Genomic DNA, 16,489 nt, shown 5'->3' with positions numbered 1-16,489 from the left:
CGTGATCCGCGGTGTCTCCAAGGTGGCCTGCGGGGGGACGGCGCAGGACGATGTTCTTCAAATATATCGGCGTGCGCCGTCCCCCCGCAGGCCACCTGGGAGACTCAAACCCAATTATACGGGAGTCCAGAGGGCCGAAGGCCCTTTGGCCGCCGGAGGCGCCTCCACCCATTCCCCCGCCTACACGGCCACCGGCTCCCCGCCGGGCACGGGCAGCTCCCTGAGGTCCGTGCGCAGGCGCATGCGCACCGTGGTCCCGTTGCCCGGGGAGCTTTCCACGCTGATGGAGCCGCCGTGCTCCTGCAGGATTCGCTGGGCCTTGGTCAGGCCCATGCCCACGCCCACGGGCTTGGTGCTGTGGAAGGGGTCCAGCACGTAGAGCATGTCCTCGGCGGTGATGCCGCGCCCGTCGTCCTGCACGGTGATGACCAGCCACTCCTCCTCTCGCCGGGAGCTCATGGCGATGTGCCCCTCGTCCTTTTCCAGGGCCTCCACGGCGTTGATGGCCACCTCCCGCACCGCCAACGCCAGCAGTTCGGCGTCGGCCCGCACCACGGAGCCGTCGTCCTCCAGGGTCCAGACCACCTGCTTGTTCATGGCCTGGGCCAGGGCCTCGGCGGCTGTCCGGGCCTTCTCCAGCAGGTCCGCGCCGGAGGTGGGGCTGAGCCTGCCCAGGCGGATGGCGCTGTACTCCTTCACGGCGGCGGTGATGTGCTCGATGCGCCGGGCGGCCTCCACGATGCCGTCGAGGTAGTCCAGGTAGCGCTCGCGCAGGGTGGGCTTCTTGAGCAGCAGCCCGGCCAGGCCGCCGATGATGGTGGTGGGGTTGCGCAACTGGTGCGCCACGGAGGAGGATATCTTCTGCAGGCTCTCGATGCGCCGGGCCACCTGCACCACGACCTCCTCGCCGGCGCGGCGGGCCTCGCGCAGGGCCTGCTGGGCCAGGTTGGCCTTGTCCTCCGCTTCCTGGCGGCGGGCCTCGATCTCGCTGATGTTGCGCCGCAGGATCTGCGTCATGCGGTTGAGCGCGGCCTGCATCCGGGTGGCCTCGTCGCGGCCTCCGGCGGAGAGCCGGGTGTCCAGGTCGCCCCCGGCGATGCGCTCGGCCGCGTCGGTCACTTCCGCCAGCGGACGCACCACGCTGTGGGCGATGGCCAGGCAGGCCAGGCAGAGCAGCGCCATCATCAGGACAGTGGCCCCGGCGGCCGCGCCGAGCACCGTCTCGAACAGCTCGGTGACCACGTTGGCGATGGAGCGCATCTCCCGGTTGACGCGGTCCAGGTAGACCCCGGTGCCGATCCAGAGGTCCGTGCCGGGGATGGGCTCGGCGTAGCTGACCTTCTCCTCGAGCACGCCGTCGGGCTTGGTGAAGACGTAATGCACGTAACCGCCGCCCAACTCGGCCTGGCGGGCCAGCTCCCGCACGTAGTAGACGCCGTTGCGGTCCACGAAGTCGTTGAGGTCGCGCCCCACCAGTTCGGGGCGGGGGGGCAGGGCCACGTTGGTGGTGCCCCGGTAGATGAAGAAGTAGCCGGAGGCGTCGTCCTCGAAGCGCACGGGGTCCACGGCCTTGCGGGCCAGCCTGGTGCGCTTGGCCTCGTCGGGGATGTCGGCCATGGCGTTGGCCAGAGCCAGGGACATGGAGTGCGTCAGGGCCTTGATCTTGATCTTTTCGGATTCGAGCAGGGTGGTCTGGGTGTGCCGGACCATCATCTTTTCCAGGCGCGTGGAAGCCAGGCCCAGCACCACGAGGGTGCCCACAGCCGAGAGCAGCACGAGCCCGGCAAGGCCGAACAGGCGCGCAGAGATGGAGAAGCGTCGGAGCATTGGTCCCCCGAGGGCGGCGGATGCTGTTTAGGCACCCATAGCACGGGGCGGGGCGGAAAGCATCCGCTTCGGGGCGGTTTTCGATCGGTTCGGAGCCCTTCTAGCCGTGAAGGGCGGCGTCCAGGTCCGGCGCTGCGTAGAGTTCGCCGCCCAGGCTGTCGTTGACCACCGTCAGGGGGAACTTTTCCACGCGCAGCAGGTGCAGGGCCTCTGGCCCGAGTTCCGGGTAGGCCGCGATGCTGACCTCCCGCACGCACAGCGAGAGCAGGGCCCCGGCACCTCCCGTGGCGGCGAGGTACACGGCCCCGTGAAGGCGCATGGCAGTGAGCACTTCGGGGCCGCGCGCGCCCTTGCCGATGGTGGCTCGCACTCCGGCCTGGAGCAGGCGCGGCGTGTAGGGGTCCATGCGCCAGGCGGAGCTGGGCCCGGCCGCGCCGATGGGCCGTTGCGGGGTCATGGGGCTGGGGCCCACGTAGTAGATCACGGCCCCTTCCAGCTCCACCGGGGGGCTGCCGCGCTCCAGATCCTCCAGGAGGCGCTGGTGGGCCGGTTCGCGCCCCGCCAGCAGGAAGCCCGTGAGGTAGGCCACGTCGCCGCTGCGCAGCTCCGAGGCGGCCTGGGCGCTGAGGGGCGTGGACAGGGCGTGGGTGCGGATCACAGCGTCACCTCCCCGCGCCGGGCCGAGTGGCACTGGATGGCCAGGGCCACGGGCAGGGTGCCGGGGTGGCAGGGCGCGGCCAGGGCGCTCACGCCCAGGCAGGTCGTGGCCCCGCCCAGGCCCAGCGGCCCTGCGCCCAGCCGGTTCGCGGCCTGTGTGAGGGACTGCTCCAGCCCGGCCAGGAAGGGGTCGGGGTTCTCGATGTCCAGCGGGCGCAGCAGGGCGCGAGCGGCAGCCTGCGCGGCCCACTCGAAGCTGCCGCCCACCCCGAGGCCGACCACCATGGGGGCGCACACGCCCCGGCAGGCCTCGGCCACGCCACGGATGGCGAACTCGCGCACGCCCTGCACGCCCAGGGCCGGGTCCAGCATGGCGGCGCGGGAATACTCCGCGCTTGCGCCCTGGACCATCATGGAGATGCGCAGCGTATCGCCGGGCACCATGTCGAAATGCACCACGGCCGGGGAGTTGTCCCCGGGGTTGTCGCGGGTGAAGGGGTCGCAGGTGGACTTGCGCAGGTAGCCTTCGCGGTAGCCCCGGACCATGCCCCGGTTGACGGCCTCGCGCACCGGCAGGCCTTGAACGCGCGCGTCCTCGCCGTGCTCCACGAAGAACACGGCCAACCCGCAGTCCTGGCAGAGGGGCAGGCCCAGCTGCCCGGCCAGTTCGGCGTTGTCCAGCAGTTGGCGCAGGGCCTCTCTGCCCAGCGGGCTTTCGGCGGCCTGGCGGTGCAGGAAGGCCCGGCGCACGTCCGGCGGCAGGTGCCGGTTGGCCGTGACGCACAGCCCGGCCACGGCGTCCTCGACGCTTTGGGATGAAATGACCCGCATGGTGTCTCCTTGGGAGGGGCCCCGGGCGGCCGAAGCCGCCCGGGACGCGAGGAGGGAAACGGGAATCGCCGCGCCTAGGCCCGGGCGAGGTTCCAGGGGAAGCCGATGAGCAGGAACGCGCCGAGGTAGACGATGCCGAACACCAGGCCGAGGATCCAGAAGTCCTTGCCCTTCACGTAGCCCGATCCGTAGTAGATGGGGGAGGGGCCGGTGCCGTAGGGCGTGATGACGCCCATGATGCCGAGCGTCCCGCAGAGCAGGATGGAGACCAGCCTGATATCCAGCCCGGGCACGTTCATGGCGGCGGCCAGCATCACGGGCAGCATGGCCGCCACGTGTGCGGTGACGCTGGCGAACATGTAGTGGCTCAGGAAGAACACCAGCACCAGGCCGACCATGGTGGCCGTTGGCGAGAGGCCCACCATGGAGCCGGAGATGCTCTTGGCGAACCAGGCCAGGAAGCCCACCTTGTTCAGCCCGTCGGCCAGGGTGACCAGGGTGGCGAACCAGGCCAGCACGTTCCAGGCCTGCTTGTAGCCGATCACGTCGTCCCAGCTGACCACCTTGAACACCACCATCAGGCAGATGGCGGCAAGGGCCACGGTGGTGGCCTGCACCTGGTCCTTCAGGAAGATCCAGCTCAGGAGGGCGCCCAGGGCCAGCACGGCCATGAGGATCTCGCGGGAGGTGATGGAGCCCAGCTTCTTGAGCTCGTTGCCCGCCCAGATGGGGGCGTCGTCGGAGGACTTCTTGGTGGGCGGGTAGAGGATGTAGGCCAGCAGCGGGGTGATGGCGAAGAGCACGATGCCCACCGGCAGGAAGCCCATGAACCAGTCGTTCCAGTTGAGCACGACCTTGGTGGTCTTTTCCACCAGGGACTGGGCCAGGATGTTGGGCGCCAGGCTGGTGAGGAACATGGAGGAGGTCACGCAGGTGGTGGCCAGCGCCGTCCACATCAGGTAGCCGCCGAGGCCGCGCGGGTTGTCCTCCGGGGTGGAGCCGTAGAGCGGGGGGATGTTCTTGATGACCGGGAAGATGGTGCCGCCGCTGCGGGCGGTGTTGGAGGGCATGAACGGCGCCAGGATCAGGTCCGCCAGGGCGACGGCGTACCCCAGGCCCAGGGCCTTCTTGCCCATGACCTTGATGAGCGACAGCGCCAGGCGCTTGCCAAGGCCGGTTTTCTCATAGCCCAGGGCGAACATGAACGCGCCGAAGATCAGCCAGACCGTGCCGTCGGAGAAGCCCGAGAGCGCCCACTTGATGGCGTCGGCCGCGGAGGGGTCCTTGCCGGCGGCCATGGGCACCAGCTTGAAGAGCGCCGCCAGGGTCACGCCCGCCAGGCCGGCCAGGGCCGGAGCGATGGGCTCCAGGATGAGGGCGACCACCACGGCCGCGAAGATGGCGAAATACGCCCATGCGTTGGGGGCCAGCCCGGCGGGAACCGGCAGCGCCCACAACACCGCCCCGACGATCAGCGGCGCAAGGGCCTTGAAGTTCAGGCTCATTTCCACTCCTGTGCTTGAGGTTGCTATGCCCGGAATCTTGGTCCGCCGCCTGCCCGCCACTGGCGGGGTGCGGCGCTCCCTTTAAGCAGGGACGATGCCAAATCGGCACGGGGTGGATTTATCCTGAAATGATAGGTGGTTGCGTCTGCGTGGAGGGCGGACGAAGGCCTGGTCGGTCATAACCAAAGTTATGGCCTTGCGGACCTTCTGAGATAATAGCTGTGATTACAAGTAGTTGGGCTGGTTATTTCCCGGTTGCGACCCCATAACCCTGGTTATGGCGTGGCAGAAGCGCATGAGCGTCAGCGCCGCCCACAGGGAACGCGGGCGGGGCGGCTTTGCGGCGGAGTGCGCCAAGGGGCGCGCGTCGCCAGGCTTGCCCGGCGCGGGGGCTCAGGCCCCGTCGTGGCGGCTGAGCTTCAGGCGCTTGCTCAGCGCGGGCTGCGAGATGCCCAGCAGCCGCGCGGCCAGGGTCTGGTTGCCGCCCGAGCGGCGCATGGCCTCGTCCACCAGCAGGCGGGCCGCCTCGGAGAGGCTGGGCAGGTTCTCGAAGGCGGCGAAGGGGTTCTCCGCTCCGGGCTGCGCTCCGGTTTCAGGGGCGAATCTGCCGAGGGCCTTGAGGAAGGGCTCCTGGGGCAGGGCCGCGCCGCGCCGCACGCTCACCGCGTCGTAGACCATGGCCCGCAGTTCGCGCACGTTGCCCGGGAAAGGGTAGGCCGCCAGCCGCCGCGCCAGTTCGGGCGGCAGGGCGGGCCTGGGCCGGCCCAGCTCCCGGGAGCATTCGTCCAGGAAGTGGGCCAGCAGGGGCTCGATGTCCTCCCTGCGCTCCCGAAGCGGGGGCACGTGCACGTGGTGGGTGCGCAGGCGGTAGTAGAGGTCGCGGCGGAAGGTTCCGGCGGCCTCCTTGGCGGCCAGGTCGCAGTGGGTGGCCACCACGATGCGGGCGCGGATGCGCCGGGGCTGGTCGCTGCCGAGGGGGTAGAACTCGCCCTCCTGGAGCAGGCGCAAGAGCTTCACCTGCGAGGCCACGCTCAGGTCGCCGATCTCGTCCAGGAACAGGGTGCCCTCGGCGGCCTCCTCGATCATGCCGCGCCTGGGGGCGTCCGCGCCGGTGTAGGCCCCGCGCACGTGGCCGAAGAGGGTGTCCGCGAAGACGGCGTCGTCCAGCCCGGCGGCGTTGAGGGCCACCAGCGGCCCGGCGCGCCCGCTCAGGGCGTGGGCCGCGCGCACCAGCTGCTCCTTGCCCACGCCGCTCTCCCCGGTGACGAGCAGGGGCTGGGGGCTGGCGGCCACGGCCTCCACGTAGGCGAAGATGGCGCGCATGGCCCGGCTGCGGGTGACGATGCCGGTGAAGGCCTCGGGCTGGCGCGGCCCGCCGGTGACAAGGCGGCTGGCCACCTCGCGGTTCTCGTCGCGTAGCTCCAGCATGCGCACGGCGCGCAGCACGCCGCCCACGATGCGCTCCTCCTCGTCGGTCTTCACCAGATAATCGTAGGCCCCCAGCTTCATGCAGCGGATGGCCCCGGCCAGCTGGTCCATGCCGCTGACCACGATGCAGGCGATCTCCGGGTGGCGCTCCGCGATCAGGGCCAGCAGCTCCTCGCCGCCGAGGCCCGGCATGTTCAGGTCCAGGAGCACGAGGCCCACGCCGCCGCGCTCCAGGATGCCCATCACCTGGGAGCTGTCCTGGCAGGGGAGGGTGTTGGTGATGCCCGCGGCGCTCTCCAGGGTCAGGGCCATGGAGCGCAGCCAGGCGGGCTCGTCGTCCACCAGCAGGATCGTGAAGGAAGGGGAGGGTGTGTTCACGGCAGTTGCTCCTCCGGGACGCCGGGAGCCGGGCCCGGCTGCGAAGCCTGTTGCGCGGCGGGCAGGGAGAGGGTCGCGGCGGTGCCGTGACCCGGGCTGGACTGGAACTCCAGCACGCCGCCCATGTCCTTGACGATGCCCGCCGACACGGAGAGGCCCAGGCCCGTGCCGCCCTGGGCGCGCTTGGTGGTGAAGAAGGGGTCCGTGAGGTGGGGCATGTGCTCGGGGGCGATGCCCACGCCCTCGTCGCGCACGGTGAGCTCCACGCAATCGGAGTCGCGGTTGTAGCGGGTGGCGAGGGTCACGGCGCGGGTGCGGTCCGGCAGGGCCTGGCAGGCGTTGAGCAACAGGTTGACCACCACCTGCTCGATGCGCTGGGCGTTGCCCAGCACCGGGGGCAGGCCCTGGCCAAGGTCCAGGGAGAAGCGGTCCGTGGCCTGGCGGATGGCGCGGTCCAGCAGGCGCGCGGCCTTGCCCGCGGCCTGGTTGACGTCCACGGGCTCACGGGCGCGGGCCTCGTCGCTGCGGGCGAAATCCTTGAGGTCGTTGACGATGCGCTTGATGCGCTGCGCGCCGTCGAACATCTCCTCCAGCATGGCGGGCAGCTCGCGGCGCATGCGCTCGTAGGGGATGCCGCCCAGGCGGAACTCCCCGTGCCGGGCGAGGTGCTCGTCCAGGATGCGGGCCGTGTCCGCCTGGACCTTGCGCAGGATGGGGATGTTCAGCAGGATCAGGCCGTTGGGGTTGTTGATCTCGTGGGCCACGCCCGAAACCAGGATGCCCAGCGCCGCCATCTTGTCCGCCTGCACCAGCTGCTGCTGGTTGCGGCCCAGCTGGTCCAGGGCGTTGGTCAGGGAGCGCGTTCGCTCGGCCACCTTGCGCCTGAGCGAATGCGACCAGAGCACCGTGGCCCCGAGCAGCAGCACCAGCGGGGCCACCACCGCGCCCACGTAGTAGAGCACGGCCTCCCACTGCACGGGGCGGGCCTCCAGCACGCCCAGCCACTTCTGGCGTATCTGCTCGTACTTGCCCGTCTTGTCGATGATGGCCAGGCCTTCGCTGAAGCGCTCCTTGAGGGCGGTGTTGCCCTTCTTCACGGCGTAGCCGTAGCGCACCGTGGCCACCGAGTTGGCGGCCACGTAGAGGTTGTCCAGCTTGTTCTCGCGGATGATGTAGAGCCCGGGGAGCATGGCCGTGACAGCGTAGTCGCAGTGGCCCGAGGCCACCATGCGCAGGGCGTCGGCCGGGGTGTCGCTGAAGTGCAGCTCGTCCGTGAAGCCCATGCCCGCCAGGGTGTCGTGCATGATGCCGCCCCGGTGCATGACGATGTTGCGGCCGCGCAGGTCCTCCAGGGAGGAGACGGGCGGCAGGTCCTTGCGGGCGAACACGGAGTGCACCACGGTGGTGTGCGGCGGGGTGAACTCCACCTCCTGCAGGCGCTCCTCGGAGTAGGACATGCCCTCCAGGATGTCCACTTCGCCCCGGGCCAGGGCGGCGCGCATCTCGGCCCAGGCCCCCAGGCGGAACTCCACGGTGAGGCCCATGACCTCGGCGATGGCCCGGCTGAGGTCCACGTTGTAGCCCGCGGGCTGGCCGTTCTTGTCCAGGAACTCGTAGGGCGGGTAGTCCCGGTCGCCCCCGATGACGATGGGGCGGCTCACGCCGGGGATCTCCCTGCTTTGGGCCGGGCAGGGCCGCGCCGGGGCGAGCAGGGCCAGCGCCGCCAGCAGCAGGCAGGCGGCCAGGGCCGTAAGCGAAGGGCGTTGGGTCGGTTGTATGCTGGGCATGGCTTGGGCGGCGCGGTGCGCCTCGGGCGGCGATACCAAAGCCCGGGCCGCAAGCCAAGGGGCTCCGGTAGTGCTGGACTCCGGGGCCGAGCCGCGCTATGTGCCCGCGTTGCGCGCCGCGCTCGCGAGGGCAGTCCTGTGCGCGCCCAATAATCCCTGCATCTCCAAGGTGATCGCCATGTCTCTTTCCATAGGCATCGTCGGGCTGCCCAACGTGGGCAAGTCCACCCTGTTCAATGCCCTGACCAGGGCCCAGAACGCCCAGGCCGCCAACTATCCCTTCTGCACCATCGAGCCCAACAAGGCCGTGGCCCCCGTGCCCGACCCCCGCCTGGACGCCCTGGCCCGCATCGCCAATCCCCAGCGCGTGCTGCCCGCCACCGTGGAGTTCACGGACATCGCGGGCCTGGTCAAGGGCGCGAGCAAGGGCGAGGGCCTGGGCAACAAGTTCCTGGCCAACATCCGCGAGACCCAGGCCATCCTGCACGTGGTGCGCTGCTTCGTGGACGACGACGTGGTGCACGTTCACGGCGGCGTGAACCCGCTTGAAGACATCGAGGTCATCGAGACGGAGCTGATCCTGGCGGACGCCCAGGCCCTGGAGAACCGCATGGACCGCCTGCGCAAGCAGGCCAAGGCCGGCAAGGAACACCAGGCCAAGCTGGCCGCGGCCGAGAAGCTGCTGGCACACCTGATGGAGGGCAAGCCCGCCTCCTCCATGCCTGGTTCCGACGAGGCCGCCATGGCCGAGCTCTTCGCGGAGATGGGCCCCATCACGGCCAAGAAGGTGATCTACTGCGCCAACGTGTCCGAGGACGGCCTCGGCGAGGACGGCCCCGAGGTGCAGGCCGTGCGCGCCCACGCCGCCAAGACCGGCTCGCCCGTGGTCAAGGTTTCGGCCCGCATGGAGGAGGAGATGGGCGGCCTCGACGACGCGGAGCGCAAGGAATTTTTGGAATCCTACGGGGTCGAAAGCTCCGGCCTCGATCAGGTGATCCGCACCGGCTACGGGGTGCTCGGGCTCATCAGCTACTTCACCGTGGGCCCAAAGGAGGTCCGCGCCTGGACCATCCAAGACGGCTGGAAGGCCCCCAAGGCGGCCTCGGCCATCCACACGGATTTCGAGCGCGGCTTCATCCGGGCCGAGGTCATCTCCTACAGCGACTACGTGGCCAACGGCTCCGAAGCGGCCTGCCGCTCGGCGGGCGTGCTGCGCCTGGAAGGCAAGGAGTACGTGGTGCGCGACGGGGACGTGATCCACTTCCTGTTCAACGTGTGAGCCCATCATGACCGGACCGGACCAGCCCAAGACCCCCGCGCCGGAAGGCCGCTGGCCCTGGGACGAAGCCTGCTGCGGCGTCATGGCCTCCTCCCTTGGGGAGGCCGTGGCCGTGCTGGACGCCTCCCGCCGCGTGCTCATGGCCAACCCCGCCTTCGAGGCCCTGCTCGGCGCGGCCGTACCAGGCTCCGGCGCGCCGGTTTTCGAACTGTTCCCCCAAGCCTGCCGCGCTCCGCTCGAAGCCCTGCTGGAGGCCTGCACCGAGGCCGAGCCCTCCCGGGGCGAGCTGCAGCTGCCCGCGCCCGGGGAAACCAGGCGCATCCTGGCGGCGGCCGCGCATCTGCCCGGCGCGCCCTCCGGCATGACCCTGCTCCTGGTTGACGTCACCGCCTTGGTGACCGAGCGGGAAGAGCTGAACCGGCGTTCCCTGGACGCGCTCAGAAGCAAGGAGCGAGACAGCCGCGCCCTGCTCGACGCCATCCTCGACTCCATGTTCCTGCTGGACCGCGACGGCACCATCCTGGACATCAACGAGCACGGAGCCCGCAAGATGGCCTCCCAGGACGCCCGCTCCGTGATTGGGCGCAACATGGCCGAGTTCATGTCCGCGGACGTGGCCCGCGAGCGGATGGCCCGCGTCGGCCGGGTGATCGAGAGCGGCCAGCCCATGCGCTTCGAGGACAACCGCGAGGCGCTGATATTCGACAACAACCTGCTGCCCGTGTTCGACGACGCGGGGGCGGTCACCCGGGTGGCCGTCTTCGCCCGCGACATCACCCAGCAGCGCGGCAACATGGCCCACCTGCGCAGGCAGGCCTTCCAGCAGGGCGTGGTGGCGGAGCTGGGGCTGTTCGCCCTGGCCAGCCAGAGCCTGGACGAGCTCATGGACAAGACCTGCAGGCTGGTATCCACCCTGTTCGGCGTCGAGCTGACCACCATGCTGGAGCTCACCCCGGAGGGCGACCTGCTGCTGCGCGCGGGCGTAGGCTGGCGGCCGGGCAGCGTGGGCACGGCGCGGGTGGCGCTGGACGCCTCGCACTCCGGGCTGGCGCTCAAGTCCAACGCGCCGGTCATCATGGAGCACATCGACACCGAGAGCCGCTTCAGGCCATCGCGGATCATGCGCGAACACGGCGTGGTCAGCGGCATGAGCGTGGCCATCCTGGGGGCGGAGCAGCCCTACGGCACCCTGGGCGTGCACTCCCTTTCCCCCCGGCGCTTCACGGAGGACGAGATCCACACCCTGCAGGCCGTGGCCAACGTGCTCTCCGAGGCGGTGGCCCGCCTCCAGGCCGAGCAGCGGCTGGAGGCCCTGGGCGAGCGCAACGCGGCCATACTCAACTCGGTGAGCCAGGGCATCTTCGGGCTGGACCTGCGGGGGCGCATCAGCTTCGCCAACCCGGCCGTGGAGAGGATCACCGGATTTTCTTCGAGCGAGCTGCTGGGGCACGAGGCGCACTGGCTCTTCCACCACACCCGCCCGGACGGCTCGGTCTATCCCCTGGAGGAGTGCCCCCTGGAGCTGACGCTCAAGGACGGCAAGTTCCGCCACATCACCGACGAAGTGTACTGGCGCAAGGACGGCTCCAGCTTCCCGGTGGAATATTTCTCCACGCCCCTGTTCTCTGGCGACAAGCTCTCCGGCGCGGTTGTGGTCTTCGAGGACATCACCGATCGCGTGCGCGCCCAGGAGCGGCTCAAGCGCCAGGCCTTCTTCGACGAGCTCACCGGCCTGCCCAACCGGGCCCAGTTCAAGCTCAGGCTGGACGCGGCCCTCTCCAGGCAGGGCGGCGGGCATGACTTCGCCGTGCTCTTCCTGGACCTGGACGACTTCAAGGTGGTCAACGACGGCCTGGGCCACACCCTGGGCGACAACCTGCTCATGGCCGTGAGCCTGCGCCTGCGCAGGACGATCGGCCCCCGGGGCATGCTTGCGCGCATGGGCGGCGACGAGTTCGCCGTGCTGCTGGAGGCGGGCGACTGCTCCGGGGCCGCGCTGGAGCTGGTGGAGCGCATCCGCCGGGAGCTTTCGCGCCCCGAGCACCTGCAGGGCTACGAGCTCTTCGTCTCCGCCAGCGTGGGCGTGGTTCTGGGCCAAGGGGGCTACAAAAGCTCCGAGGACGTGCTGCGCGACGTGGACACCGCCATGTTCAAGGCCAAGTCCCTGGGCAAGGGCGAGAGCTGCATCTTCGACCAGGCCATGCACAACGAGGTGCGCTCCAGGCTGATCCTGGAGAACGACCTGCGTCGCGCCCTGGAGCGCGGGGAGCTCTTCGTGGCCTACCAGCCCCTGGTCTCCCTGCCGGACGGCAGGCCCACGGGGTTCGAGGCCCTGATGCGCTGGAAGCACCCGGAGCGTGGGCTGGTGAGCCCGGCCGAGTTCATCCCCGTGGCCGAGGCCTCGGGCCTGATCCTCAACCTGGGCGAGTGGATACTCTCCGAAGCCTGCTCCCAACTGGCCCGCTGGCGCGCCTCCATTCCGGGCGCGCAGGGGCTCAGCGTGAGCGTCAACCTCTCGGGGCGGCAGTTCATGCAGGCGGACCTCACCGAACGGGTGGGGGCCATCCTGCGCGATTCGGGCCTGCCCAGCGGGGCGGTGAAGCTTGAGATCACCGAGAGCGTGGTCATGCAGAACGCGGAGCGCGCCGTGGAGATGCTTGGCGAGCTGAAGAAGCTCGGGCTGCAGATCATGATCGACGACTTCGGGACGGGCTACTCATCCCTGGCCTACCTCCGCCGCTTCCCGGTGGACGCCCTCAAGGTGGACCGCTCCTTCGTGCGCAACCTGGACAGCGACCGCGACAACCGCCAGATCGTCCGGGCCATCGTGCAGCTGGCCGCCAGCCTGGAGCTTTCCGTGGTGGCCGAGGGCATCGAGCGCCGGGAGGAGCTGGAGACGCTCGGCCACATGGGCTGCGCCCTGGGCCAGGGCTACCTCTTCGCCAGGCCGCTGGGGGCCGGGGCCGCGCAGGAATACCTCAAGACGGCGCTGGCCCAGCCCGATTAGGCTGCTCACTCCAGGCCTGAATCGATCAATTCAGCCTGTTCAAAATAATCGTTGGCAAGGCGCAAGAAAAAGTCAGGCCCGACGCGTAGTTGACATACGCGAGGGTTTGACTTTTTTGAAGCAACGCAGCCAGCGGGAATTTTGCAACAGGCTCCTAGCGCCTGAGCGCCGCCTCGGCCAGGGCGTTGACGCAGGCCGCCGCCAGGGCCGAGCCGCCCTTACGCCCGGCCAGGGCCACATAGGGCGCGTCGCCGCGCGCGATGAGCATGTCCTTCGACTCCGCCGCGTTGACGAAGCCCACTGGCATCCCCACCACCAGCGCGGGGGCCAGCCGGCCCTCATCCATCAACTCCATGAGCCTTAGCAGCGCCGTGGGCGCGTTGCCCACCGCGAAGATCAGCGGCCCCGCCAGCCCGGCGGCGGCCTCCACGGCCATCCTGGCCCGGGTGGTTCCGGCTTCGCGGGCCTTTTCGGCCACGTCCGGATCCTCCATGAAGCAGACTGTGCGGCAGCCCAGGGCGTCCATGCGCCGCCGGGGGATGCCCTTGAGGCACATGAAGGTGTCCGTGACTATGGTGGCCCCGGCGCGCAGGGCGGCCACGCCCGCGTCCACGGCTCCGGGGGAGAAACGCAGCAAGGACGGCATCTCGAAGTCGGCGGAGGTGTGGATCAGCCTGCGGGCCACTTCCCACTCCAGGCCCGTGAAGGGGCGGGGCTCGGGAACCTCGGAGTCGATGATGGAGAAGCTCAGGCGCTCGATCTCTTCAGGGAGCATGGGGGCCTTGATGTCTGGATTCGTCATGGAGCCTGCCTACGCCGTTTCGGGCCGCTCGCCAAGGGTTTGCATCCGCCCTGCTGTCCATGTATACTCTTTCGGAATGCAAGGATGTGAGGCCCTTGAAGCAGGGCCGGACGGAGTTGTGGCATGTGGGTGAGCGAGCTTCGGCCCGGCCTGACGCTGACCAGGCCCGTGCGCGACGTCAACGGCAGGCTGCTCATGGGCGAGGGAACCCTCCTGACGGAGCGGTTCATCTCCGTGCTCAAGGCCTGGGGCGTGGCCGAGGTCGCGGTGCTGGGCGAAGAGCCGTCCTGCGCCGGTGATGGCGCCGCCGATGACCCGCAGCAGGACGCAGACCCGGGCAACGCGGCTCTGGCCCGGGAGATCGTGGCCCTCAGGCTGGCCAACAACCCCGCATCCCACCCCTTCGTCGGCGACGTCCACCGCCTGGCGGTGGCCCGGCTGGAGGCCCGGCTGAACCGGGGCGACAGCTTTCGCGTGCCCCCCGGCGTCACCCCTCTTCCGCTGCAAGGCCCGCCCTCGCAGGCCCCGCTGGACCCCAAGGCCCTGGCCGAATCCAACCCCGTCATCGGGGCCATGCCCGAGGTGCTGGCCCGGCTGGCGCAGGTCATGGACGACCCTTCCGCCTTCCCCGTCGAACTGGCCGAGATCATCCAGGGCGACCCCGGGCTCTCCGCGCGGCTGCTCAAGGTGGTCAACAGCCCGTTCTACGGCTTCTCCCAGCGCATCGACACCATTTCCCGCGCGGTGACCATCATCGGCGTGCAGCAGCTTTCGGCCCTGGCCCTGGGCATGGCCGTGATGGACCTCTTCAAGGACGTCTCCCACGCCTCCCTGGACGTGCGCGGCTTCTGGCGGCACTGCCTGGCCACGGCCTGCGGGGCGCGGGCCCTGGCCTCGGCCGTGGGGCTGCCCAACACGGAGCGTTATTTCGTGGGCGGCCTGCTGCACGACGTGGGTCTGCTGCTCCTGCTGCTGCGCGAACCCCGCAAGGAGTGCGCCGCCCTGGAGCTTGCGCGCGGGCAGGGCTGGACGCTCTGCGCCGCCGAGCGCCACATCCTGGGCCTGGACCACGCCAAGGCCGGAGCAGCCCTGCTCAAAACCTGGAAGCTGCCCCCCGGGCTGGTCCAGGCCGCAGGCTACCACCACAAACCCCTCAATTGCCCCGAGGTGCGCGAGGCGGCCATCGTGCACACGGCGGACTTCCTGGCGGAGGCCCTGGTGTTCGGCTCCGGCGGCCAGACCGTGCTCATGCCGTTCTCCACGGAAGCTTTCGACCGCCTTGGCGCGCCCTCCGGCGTGGCCTGCACGGTTTTCGAACGGGTGGAGAACCAACTGGACCACCTGGAAAGGGTGTTCATGAGCCATGGCGCCAACTAGCGAAAAAATCTCCCTGGCCGGGGGCCTCGGCGACAACGCGGAGGAACCGGCGGCCGTCAGGCACCTGGAGGGCACCACGCGCTTCGCGCTGGACGCCCTGGACCAGGCCGCGGCCCTCTCCGACTTTTCCATGAGCATGGCCCGGCTGGACGGGCCGGAGCCCATCCTGCGCCTGTGCCTGGAGCGCATCGCGGGGCTTCTGCCCTTCACTTGCATGGGCATCATGCTGGTGGACGAGGCCGACTCCTCGTTCAGGTTCGCCCTGTGCCAGCCGGCTTCCGCGCAGCCCGAACTGCAGGAATTCGTCGACGCCCGCATAGACGACGGCTGCTTCGCCTTCGCCCTGCGCGAGAAGCGCGCGGTGCTCTCCCCCCTGTGCTCTGGCGGGTCGCGCCGCCTGCTGCACGTGGTCACCACGGCCTCCCGCACCAGGGGCATGTTCGTGGCCGAACTCGGGGACATGGCCGGGGGCGTCAGCGAGGTGACCCTCTCCATCCTCTCCATCATCCTGAACAACACCGCCCAGGCCCTGGAGAGCCACTACCTCTACCGGCGCATCCAGGACATGAACCAGGCCCTGGAGGAGAAGGTCGACCGCCTGGCCGCCTCCGAGGGGGAGCTGCGCCTCATCCGCGACGGCCAGGAGCGCCTCATCGAGGAGAAAACCTCCGAACTCAAGAGCGCCATGGACCGCCTCAAGGACGAGGTGCGCAGCCGCAAGAAGGCCGAGGCACTGCTGGAAGCCCTGAACCAGCGCCTGGAGAACAAGGTGGAGGTGCGCACCAAGGCCCTGTTCCGCAAGGTGGCCGAGATGGAGGCCGCCAACCGGCAGCTCAAGCAGCTGGAGCGCCTGAAGTCGGGCTTTCTCTCCTCCGTGTCGCACGAGCTGCGCACGCCCCTGACCTCCATCCTGGGCTTCGCCAAGCTCATCGAGAAGGACTTCCAGAAGTTCTTCACCCCCGAGCCGGGCGGCAGCCTGCAGCCCAAGGCCGAGCGCATCCTGCGCAACCTCGACATCGTGGAGAAGGAGTCCGAACGCCTGACCCGGCTCATCAACGACGTGCTGGACCTCTCGCGGATAGAGTCCGGCAAGATGGTCTGGCGCGACGAGATATTGGACGTGGTGGACGTCACCGCGGACGCGGTCATGGCCGTGGAGGGCCGCCTGGAGAACAGGCCGGGCGTGCAGCTCCGGCTGGACCTGCCCGTGACCCTGCCCGTGGTCCATGCCGACCGCGACCGCATCCACCAGGTGCTCATCAACCTGCTGGACAACGCCATCAAGTTCACCCAGGAGGGCCACGTGCTCGTGGAGGCCGGGGTGGACGAGCGCGGCATGCTCGTGGTCTGCGTGGAGGATACCGGCCCTGGCATCTCCCCGGAAGAGACCGAGAAGATCTTCGACAAATTCCACCAGCACGACCGCAAGGACACCCTCAAGGACAAGCCCAAGGGCACGGGCCTGGGCCTGGCCATCTGCCGCCACATCGTGGAGCACTACGGCGGGCGCATCTGGGTGGAGCCGGGGCAGGGCGGCGGCAGCGTGTTCAGCTTCACCTTGCCCGTGCACCGGCCCGGCTGATTCCCCTCCGTCCCCTCCTCACGAATTTC

11 protein-coding genes are annotated in these 16,489 nt (G+C 69.6%); 4 read left to right on the top strand and 7 right to left on the bottom strand.

Annotated elements, in window-relative coordinates; all coding sequences use genetic code 11:
- Positions 1-180 precede the first annotated feature (180 nt).
- From MLE27_RS12785 to MLE27_RS12760, 6 genes are all read right to left on the bottom strand, one after another.
- Complete coding sequence (locus tag MLE27_RS12785; RefSeq protein ID WP_243312466.1) at positions 181-1,827, bottom strand: cache domain-containing protein; 1,647 nt, start codon at positions 1,825-1,827, stop codon at positions 181-183.
- A 100-nt stretch (positions 1,828-1,927) separates the two neighbouring features.
- Positions 1,928-2,482, bottom strand: a complete 555-nt coding sequence (locus tag MLE27_RS12780; RefSeq protein ID WP_243312469.1) for a fumarate hydratase C-terminal domain-containing protein — start codon at positions 2,480-2,482, stop codon at positions 1,928-1,930.
- Positions 2,482-3,315, bottom strand: coding sequence for a fumarate hydratase (locus tag MLE27_RS12775; protein WP_243312465.1), 834 nt, complete (start codon positions 3,313-3,315; stop codon positions 2,482-2,484). Before MLE27_RS12775 ends, MLE27_RS12780 begins: the two co-directional genes overlap by 1 nt.
- Positions 3,316-3,389: 74 nt before the next feature.
- Positions 3,390-4,820 (bottom strand): anion permease, encoded by a 1,431-nt coding sequence (locus MLE27_RS12770; RefSeq protein ID WP_243312464.1) that lies wholly within the window; start codon positions 4,818-4,820, stop codon positions 3,390-3,392.
- A 393-nt stretch (positions 4,821-5,213) separates the two neighbouring features.
- Positions 5,214-6,626 carry a sigma-54-dependent transcriptional regulator gene (locus MLE27_RS12765; protein WP_243312463.1) on the bottom strand — a complete coding sequence of 471 codons (1,413 nt, stop codon included), beginning with the start codon at positions 6,624-6,626 and terminating at the stop codon, positions 5,214-5,216.
- Positions 6,623-8,413 (bottom strand): transporter substrate-binding domain-containing protein, encoded by a 1,791-nt coding sequence (locus tag MLE27_RS12760; protein WP_243312462.1) that lies wholly within the window; start codon positions 8,411-8,413, stop codon positions 6,623-6,625. Before MLE27_RS12760 ends, MLE27_RS12765 begins: the two co-directional genes overlap by 4 nt.
- A gap of 178 nt (positions 8,414-8,591) precedes the next feature.
- Between MLE27_RS12760 and ychF the strand changes: the two genes are divergently transcribed.
- Positions 8,592-9,692: a redox-regulated ATPase YchF gene (gene ychF, locus MLE27_RS12755; RefSeq protein WP_243312461.1), complete on the top strand. Its 1,101-nt coding sequence runs from the start codon at positions 8,592-8,594 to the stop codon at positions 9,690-9,692.
- A gap of 7 nt (positions 9,693-9,699) precedes the next feature.
- Positions 9,700-12,699 carry a sensor domain-containing protein gene (locus MLE27_RS12750; RefSeq protein ID WP_243312460.1) on the top strand — a complete coding sequence of 1,000 codons (3,000 nt, stop codon included), beginning with the start codon at positions 9,700-9,702 and terminating at the stop codon, positions 12,697-12,699.
- Between the two features lie 154 nt (positions 12,700-12,853).
- Here MLE27_RS12750 and MLE27_RS12745 read toward each other — a convergent pair whose 3' ends face one another.
- Positions 12,854-13,501, bottom strand: a complete 648-nt coding sequence (locus MLE27_RS12745) for a precorrin-8X methylmutase (RefSeq protein WP_243312459.1) — start codon at positions 13,499-13,501, stop codon at positions 12,854-12,856.
- 129 nt (positions 13,502-13,630) lie between these two features.
- Between MLE27_RS12745 and MLE27_RS18200 the strand changes: the two genes are divergently transcribed.
- Together MLE27_RS18200 and MLE27_RS12735 are read left to right on the top strand one after the other, a co-directional pair.
- A complete protein-coding gene (locus MLE27_RS18200) occupies positions 13,631-14,878 on the top strand; it encodes an HDOD domain-containing protein (RefSeq protein ID WP_243312458.1) in 1,248 nt (415 codons plus the stop codon).
- Positions 14,865-16,460 (top strand): sensor histidine kinase, encoded by a 1,596-nt coding sequence (locus tag MLE27_RS12735; RefSeq protein WP_243312457.1) that lies wholly within the window; start codon positions 14,865-14,867, stop codon positions 16,458-16,460. Before MLE27_RS18200 ends, MLE27_RS12735 begins: the two co-directional genes overlap by 14 nt.
- Positions 16,461-16,489: the final 29 nt, after the last annotated feature.

Origin of the sequence: Fundidesulfovibrio agrisoli, from assembly GCF_022808715.1 — a bacterium.
GTDB lineage: Bacteria > Desulfobacterota > Desulfovibrionia > Desulfovibrionales > Desulfovibrionaceae > Fundidesulfovibrio > Fundidesulfovibrio agrisoli.
Note: the sequence above shows the minus strand (reverse complement) of the source record. Positions and strands in the feature narration are given on the sequence as shown.

Bases quoted from the DNA above. Each gene is read 5' to 3' on its own strand.
- MLE27_RS12785 (WP_243312466.1), bottom strand. From the start codon at position 1,827: ATGCTCCGACGCTTCTCCATCTCTGCGCGCCTGTTCGGCCTTGCCGGG.
- MLE27_RS12775 (WP_243312465.1), bottom strand. From the start codon at position 3,315: ATGCGGGTCATTTCATCCCAAAGCGTCGAGGACGCCGTGGCCGGGCTG.
- MLE27_RS12770 (WP_243312464.1), bottom strand. From the start codon at position 4,820: ATGAGCCTGAACTTCAAGGCCCTTGCGCCGCTGATCGTCGGGGCGGTG.
- MLE27_RS12760 (WP_243312462.1), bottom strand. From the start codon at position 8,413: ATGCCCAGCATACAACCGACCCAACGCCCTTCGCTTACGGCCCTGGCC.
- ychF (WP_243312461.1), top strand. From the start codon at position 8,592: ATGTCTCTTTCCATAGGCATCGTCGGGCTGCCCAACGTGGGCAAGTCC.
- MLE27_RS12750 (WP_243312460.1), top strand. From the start codon at position 9,700: ATGACCGGACCGGACCAGCCCAAGACCCCCGCGCCGGAAGGCCGCTGG.
- MLE27_RS12745 (WP_243312459.1), bottom strand. From the start codon at position 13,501: ATGACGAATCCAGACATCAAGGCCCCCATGCTCCCTGAAGAGATCGAG.
- MLE27_RS12735 (WP_243312457.1), top strand. From the start codon at position 14,865: ATGGCGCCAACTAGCGAAAAAATCTCCCTGGCCGGGGGCCTCGGCGAC.